Here is a 5,541-nt window from a genome sequence, read left to right on the forward strand (position 1 = left end):
GTTCCCACTCGGCATCCGTGAGATCTCCCCGCCCCATACCCGAACCAACGAGCAAGGCAGGTGACAGTCACATGATCGACCGGACAAGTCCTAGTCCCCCGTGGTGCGCCGCCCACGGCGCGGGTCCAGACTCGACGTGCGGACCTCCCGCCGCCGTCCCCCGGCGGCGGGCGCACCCACGGAGGATCTTGATGACCGATTCCACGGACAGCGACTCCAGGCCGACTCCGGACAGCCGGCTGCACACCGGGGCGGAGAATCCGGTGGACCCCGAGGACCTGGTGAGGGCCAAGGGGCTCGACGTCACCCCGGAGCGGATCGCGAAGGCGAAGAAGGACCTGGAGGAGCACGGCGCGGCAGCCGTCGAGAAGGTGGTGCCCTGAGTCGCGCCACCCGGCCCGACCCGGCGGTCGATTTCCCGAAGTGACGTGCGTCACGGAAATCGGCCGCCTCTTTCGTTCCCGCACTACCCGCCCGGCAATTGGAGAAACTGCTGGATAACGGTGCCCCAGGAGCCCCGCGGAGGTGATTTCGCACACTCTGCTCCGCTTTCCGACCCCACCCCTCGGGCATTGAACAGCCCGTATGGGGAAAGTGCGGACAACCGATCACCGGCGGGTGACAGATCCCCCGAACAGCCGGGACCCGTCCGGGCCAGCCGGTAATGTCGAAGGCGTGCCAGCCAAGCCCGAATCCCCCGTGCCGCGGATATCGACCGCACCGCGCACGGTTCCGGTCCAGTCCGAGCGCGATTCCGTCACCAAGGCGACCGAATCCGCACCCACGTCGATCAGTCGGCGGCACGCCCTGCTCTTCGGCATCACCGCCGTGCTGTACCTGGCAGTGGTGCTCGCCATCATGTGCGACTCGCCACTGGTCGACCTGGACTGGGCGCTGCAGCAGCTGCGCCCGTACAAGCAGTGGCCGGAGGCGCTGCCCTACCTGGACATCTGGGTGATCGCCGGACAGCGCGGCCCGACCGCGATCGCGGCCTGCCTGTGGCTGGGCTGGCGCTGCTACCGGATGCACTCGGCCCGGCCGCTGCTGGTGATGGGCATGGCCCTGCTGCTGCTGAACGTCACGGTCGGCGCGGTGAAGATCCTCACCGGCCGGCTGGGCCCGCACTACGCGCACTACGTGGGTTCGCCCGAGCTGTTCTCCGGCGGCACCATCTTCCCGTCCGGGCACACCGCCAACGCCGTGGTCACCTGGGGCGTGCTGGCCTACCTGGCGATGCGCTGGCGGAAGACCGGCACCGTACTGGCCGGCCTCACCGCCGCCTCGATCGGACTGACCACCGTCTACCTGGGCACCCACTGGATCTCGGACGTGTTCGCCGGCTGGGCGGCGGGCGCGCTGGTGCTGCTGTCGCTGCCGCTGGCCGAGCCGGCCGTCGCGGCGCTGGACGAGCGGGTGCTGGCGATCTGGCACCGCGAGGGCCGGTTCGCCCGCCCCGCCCCGGTGCCCCGCCCGAAGCCGGCCGCCGCACACTGGTCGACCCGCCCGCTGCCGGTCCGTCCTCAGCCCGCCCAGGCCCGTTCCACCACCCCGTCCCGGACGGTCAGGTTGAGCCGCCCGGACAGGTACTCCATGGTGAGCAGCGCCTCCGGCTCCAGCACCCGCACGGTCCGCCAGCCGCGCTCCGCGGCCAGTGCCCGGGCCCGCTCCACGGGCAGTCCCAGATAGTCGTCCGGCCGATCGTGCATCGCTCCGCCTCCCCGATCCCGACAGTCCTACGCTGGAAGGGTACGAGGGAGGCGGTGGCGCATGCGGCGGGCGAGGACCCCGAAGGTCTGGCGCAGCGGGACGGAGCCGGCCACCGCGCGCAGTGATCTCAAGCTCCGGTTCCTGCTGTCCATGCTGTTCCTGCCGTTCTTCGCCCTGTGCACGGCGGGCTTCGCCGTCTGGGCCGCCTTCGCGTCGCCGCACGGCGCGCCCAGCAGCGGGACGCTGACCGCGTTCGCGGTGGGCTGCGGCGTGCTGTCGCTGGTGGCGGCGGCGGACCTGTGGGTCGTGGTGCGCCGCCGCCGCACCGAGCTCTAGCGTGCGCCGACCGCCTGCTTGACCAGGGTCCGCCCGAAGTCCCACATCAGGCCGCTGCCGCGGTGGGCGTCGTCCATCACCTCGGTGAAGGCGTCCAGGAAGCGGTCGACCTCCCGCTCGGTGATGATCAGGGGCGGGATCAGCTTGATCACTTCCAGGTGGTCGCCGGAGACCTGGGTGAGGATCCGGTGCCGCTGCAGCAGCGGGACGACCACCATCTGCGCGAACAGGCCCTTGCGGGCCGCCTGCAGGGCCGTCCAGCCGGTGCGCAGCTTGAGCGACTTGGGGCGGCCGAACTCGATGCCGATCATCAGGCCGCGTCCGCGCACCTCGGCGAGCAGTTCGTACCGTTCGACCAGCGCCGCGAGCCGGGCCCGGAACAGCTCCCCCACCCGGGCGGCGTTCTCCACCACGCCCTCCTGCCGCATCACGTGCAGGGTGGCCAGTGCGGCGGCCATCGCCTGGGCGTTGGAGCCGAAGCTGGCGGAGTGCACCAGCACCCGGTCCATCGAGGAGTACACCTTCTCGAAGATCCACGCCTTGCCGAGGGTGGCCCCGATCGGGACGTAGCCGCCGGACAGCGCCTTGGCCGCGCACACCAGGTCCGGCTGGACGCCCTCCTCGGCCTGGTACGCGAAGAAGGCGCCGGTGCGGCCGACGCCGGTCTGCACCTCGTCGCAGATCAGCAGCGCCTTGTGCTCGTGCAGCAGCCGCTGGGCGGCGGCCAGCCAGCCGGCCGGCGGGCCGAGCACCCCCTTGCCCTGGATCGGCTCCACGATCAGCGCGGCGACGTCGCCCTTCTTCAGCTCCCGCCGCAGCGCGTCGAGGTCGCCCAGCGGGACGGCGGTGTCCGGCAGCAGCGGGTCGAAGCCCTTGCGGAAGCCCTGCTCGCCGTTGACGGACAGCGAGCCGGTGGTGAGGCCGTGGAAGGCGTGGTCGCAGTACAGGACGCGGCGCCGGCCGGTGGCGTACCGGGCGAACTTGAGCGCCGTCTCGACCGCCTCGGTGCCGCTGTTGCCGAAGAAGACCCGGTCGAGGCCGGGCGCGAGGGCGAGCAGCTGTTCGGCGAGCAGGCCGGGCAGCGGGGAGCAGTCGAAGCGGGTCAGGTCGGCCGTCTCCAGGTCCATCGCCTGCTGGACGGTGGCCCGGACGGCGGGGTGGTGCCGGCCGAGCGCGAAGACGCCGAACCCGGCGAGCATGTCGAGGTACTCGTTGCCCTCGGCGTCGTAGAAGTACGGGCCCTTCGCGCGGACGTACGTCCGGTCGAAGCCGATGGTGTGCAGCATCCGCGGCAGCTGCGGGTTGAGGTAGCGGGCGTGCAGCTCGTAGCGTTCGCCGCCGCGGGCGTCGAGCAGGGCGGCGAGGTCGAGCGGTTCGGCCTGGGTCACGCGGGTTCGCTCCAATCGGTCACACGCGGGGGAACTGGACGCCGGGGCGGGTGCCGGTGCCGGGCAGCAGGCGGCGGGCGTGGGCGGCGGTCTGGGCGGCGACGCCGGTGCCGGTGAGGCCGATCTCTTCGAGGATCTCGCCGCGCGAGGCGTGTGCCAGGAACTCCTGCGGGATGCCGAGGTCGCGCAGCGGGGTGTCGACCCCGGCGTCCCGCATGGCCTGCGCGAGGGCGGCGCCGACGCCGCCGGCCCGGCCGTTGTCCTCGACGGTGACCACCATCCGGTGCGCGCCGGCCAGCTCGACCAGGGCGGCCTCGACGGGCTTGACCCAGCGCGGGTCGACGACGGTGGCGGTGATGCCCTCGGCGGCGAGCAGCGCGGCGGCGTCCAGGCAGGCGGCGGCCATCGGGCCGACGGCGACCAGCAGCACGTCGGGGGCGGGCCCGGTGCGGGCGAGCACGTCGAGGCCGCCGGTGCGTTCGATCGCGGGCACGTCGGGGCCGAGCTCGCCCTTGGGGAAGCGCACCACGGTGGGGGCGTCGTCGACGTCGACGGCCTCGCGCAGCTGTTCGCGCAGCCGGGCGGCGTCGCGCGGGGCGGCGATCCGCAGCCCGGGGACGACCTGCAGCAGCGACAGGTCCCACATCCCGTTGTGCGAGGCCCCGTCGTTGCCGGTGACGCCGGCCCGGTCGAGCACGAAGGTGACGCCGAGGCGGTGCAGCGCGACGTCCATCAGCACCTGGTCGAACGCCCGGTTGAGGAAGGTCGCGTACACCGCGACCACGGGGTGCAGCCCGCCGGTGGCCAGGCCCGCGGCGGAGGCGACGGCGTGCTGTTCGGCGATGCCGACGTCGAAGGTCCGCCCGGGGTGGGCCTTGGCGAACGGCCCGAGCCCGACGGGGTGCAGCATGGCGGCGGTGACGGCGACCAGTTCGGGCCGCTCGGCGCCGAGCGCGAGCATCTCCTGGCCGAACACGGACGTCCAGGAGGCGCCGGCGGACGGCGAGATCGGCAGGCAGGTGTACGGGTCGATCGGGTTGACGGCGTGGAACCGGTCGGCCTCGTCCTGCTCGGCGGGCCGGTAGCCGCGGCCCTTGACGGTCAGGCAGTGCACGATGACGGGCCCGCCGAAGTTGCGGGCCTGGCGCAGCGCCTGTTCGACGGCGGCGACGTCGTGGCCGTCGATCGGTCCGAGGTACTTCAGGCCGAGGTCCTCGAACAGGCCCTGCGGGGCGAAGGCGTCCTTGAAGCCCTTCTTCGCGCCGTGCAGGGCGTCGAACAGCGGCGGCCCGACCACGGGGGTGCGCTGCAGGGCGTCCTTGCCCCAGGCGAGGAAGCGTTCGTAGCCCTTGGTGGTGCGCAGCGTGGCGAGGTGGTGGGCGAGGCCGCCGATGGTGGGCGAGTAGGAGCGTCCGTTGTCGTTGACGACGATGATCAGCGGCCGGTCCTCGGCCTCGGCGATGTTGTTGAGGGCTTCCCAGGCCATGCCGCCGGTGAGCGCGCCGTCGCCGATCACGGCGACGGTGCAGCGGTCGACGCCGAGCAGCTGGTCGGCCTTGGCGATGCCGTCGGCGTAGCCGAGCGCGGTGGAGGCGTGCGAGTTCTCGATCAGGTCGTGCGGGGATTCGGCGCGCGAGGGGTAGCCGGAGAGTCCGTCCTTGGCGCGCAGCCGGCTGAAGTCCTGGCGGCCGGTGAGCAGCTTGTGCACGTAGGCCTGGTGGCCGGTGTCCCAGAGGATGCGGTCGTGCGGGGAGTCGAAGACGCGGTGCAGGGCGATGCCGAGTTCGACCACGCCGAGGTTGGGTCCGAGGTGTCCGCCGGTGCGGGTGACGTTGTCGATCAGGAAGTCGCGGATCTCGGCGGCGAGCGGCGGGAGTTGTTCGGGGTGCAGTCGGCGCAGGTCGGCGGGCCCGGTGATCCGGCTCAGCAGTGGCATGGCGTACCCCTCACGGCTGGTGCGGGTGGGTGGACGGTCGGTGTCCAGCCTGCGGCCCCGCGTTCGCGGTCGCCTGTCGGCGTGGGCCGCCCGCGCCGTGGCGCGGGCGGCCGGTGACGGCTGCTGGAGACCGTCCACCTGCCGCTGCCCGCCGACACCGCGCCCGAGCAGCTG

The 5,541-nt window shown here is 72.7% G+C and carries 5 protein-coding genes and 1 pseudogene; 3 read left to right on the plus strand and 3 right to left on the minus strand.

Going from position 1 to position 5,541, the window contains the following annotated elements; genetic code table 11:
- The first annotated feature begins 191 nt into the window (after nt 1-191).
- The gene (locus ACWEMJ_RS33515; protein ID WP_452140916.1) at nt 192-383 is read left to right on the plus strand and encodes a hypothetical protein; all 192 of its coding nucleotides are present in this window, start codon (nt 192-194) and stop codon (nt 381-383) included.
- Between the two features lie 673 nt (nt 384-1,056).
- A pseudogene (locus ACWEMJ_RS33520) lies at nt 1,057-1,311 on the plus strand (phosphatase PAP2 family protein); the annotation flags it as partial.
- Nucleotides 1,312-1,520: 209 nt separating this feature from the next.
- Here ACWEMJ_RS33520 and ACWEMJ_RS33525 read toward each other — a convergent pair.
- Nucleotides 1,521-1,706, minus strand: a complete 186-nt coding sequence (locus ACWEMJ_RS33525) for an I78 family peptidase inhibitor (protein WP_452140917.1) — start codon at nt 1,704-1,706, stop codon at nt 1,521-1,523.
- Nucleotides 1,707-1,767: 61 nt separating this feature from the next.
- Here ACWEMJ_RS33525 and ACWEMJ_RS33530 point away from each other — a divergent pair, with 61 nt between their 5' ends.
- Entirely contained in the window at nt 1,768-2,043 is a 276-nt protein-coding gene (locus tag ACWEMJ_RS33530; RefSeq protein WP_452140918.1) for a DUF6343 family protein, read from the plus strand.
- Here the strand turns inward: ACWEMJ_RS33530 and ACWEMJ_RS33535 are convergent.
- Nucleotides 2,040-3,431 (minus strand): aspartate aminotransferase family protein, encoded by a 1,392-nt coding sequence (locus ACWEMJ_RS33535; RefSeq protein WP_452140919.1) that lies wholly within the window; start codon nt 3,429-3,431, stop codon nt 2,040-2,042. The genes ACWEMJ_RS33530 and ACWEMJ_RS33535 overlap by 4 nt on opposite strands.
- 19 nt (nt 3,432-3,450) lie before the next feature.
- Nucleotides 3,451-5,367: a 1-deoxy-D-xylulose-5-phosphate synthase gene (gene dxs, locus ACWEMJ_RS33540; protein WP_452140920.1), complete on the minus strand. Its 1,917-nt coding sequence runs from the start codon at nt 5,365-5,367 to the stop codon at nt 3,451-3,453.
- Nucleotides 5,368-5,541 lie beyond the last annotated feature (174 nt).

It is taken from the genome of Kitasatospora sp. NPDC004531 (genome assembly GCF_053602195.1).

Coding starts and splice junctions, on each gene's coding strand:
- ACWEMJ_RS33515 (WP_452140916.1), top strand. CDS start 192: ATGACCGATTCCACGGACAGCGACTCCAGGCCGACTCCGGACAGCCGG.
- ACWEMJ_RS33525 (WP_452140917.1), bottom strand. CDS start 1,706: ATGCACGATCGGCCGGACGACTATCTGGGACTGCCCGTGGAGCGGGCC.
- dxs (WP_452140920.1), bottom strand. CDS start 5,367: ATGCCACTGCTGAGCCGGATCACCGGGCCCGCCGACCTGCGCCGACTG.
- ACWEMJ_RS33530 (WP_452140918.1), top strand. CDS start 1,768: ATGCGGCGGGCGAGGACCCCGAAGGTCTGGCGCAGCGGGACGGAGCCG.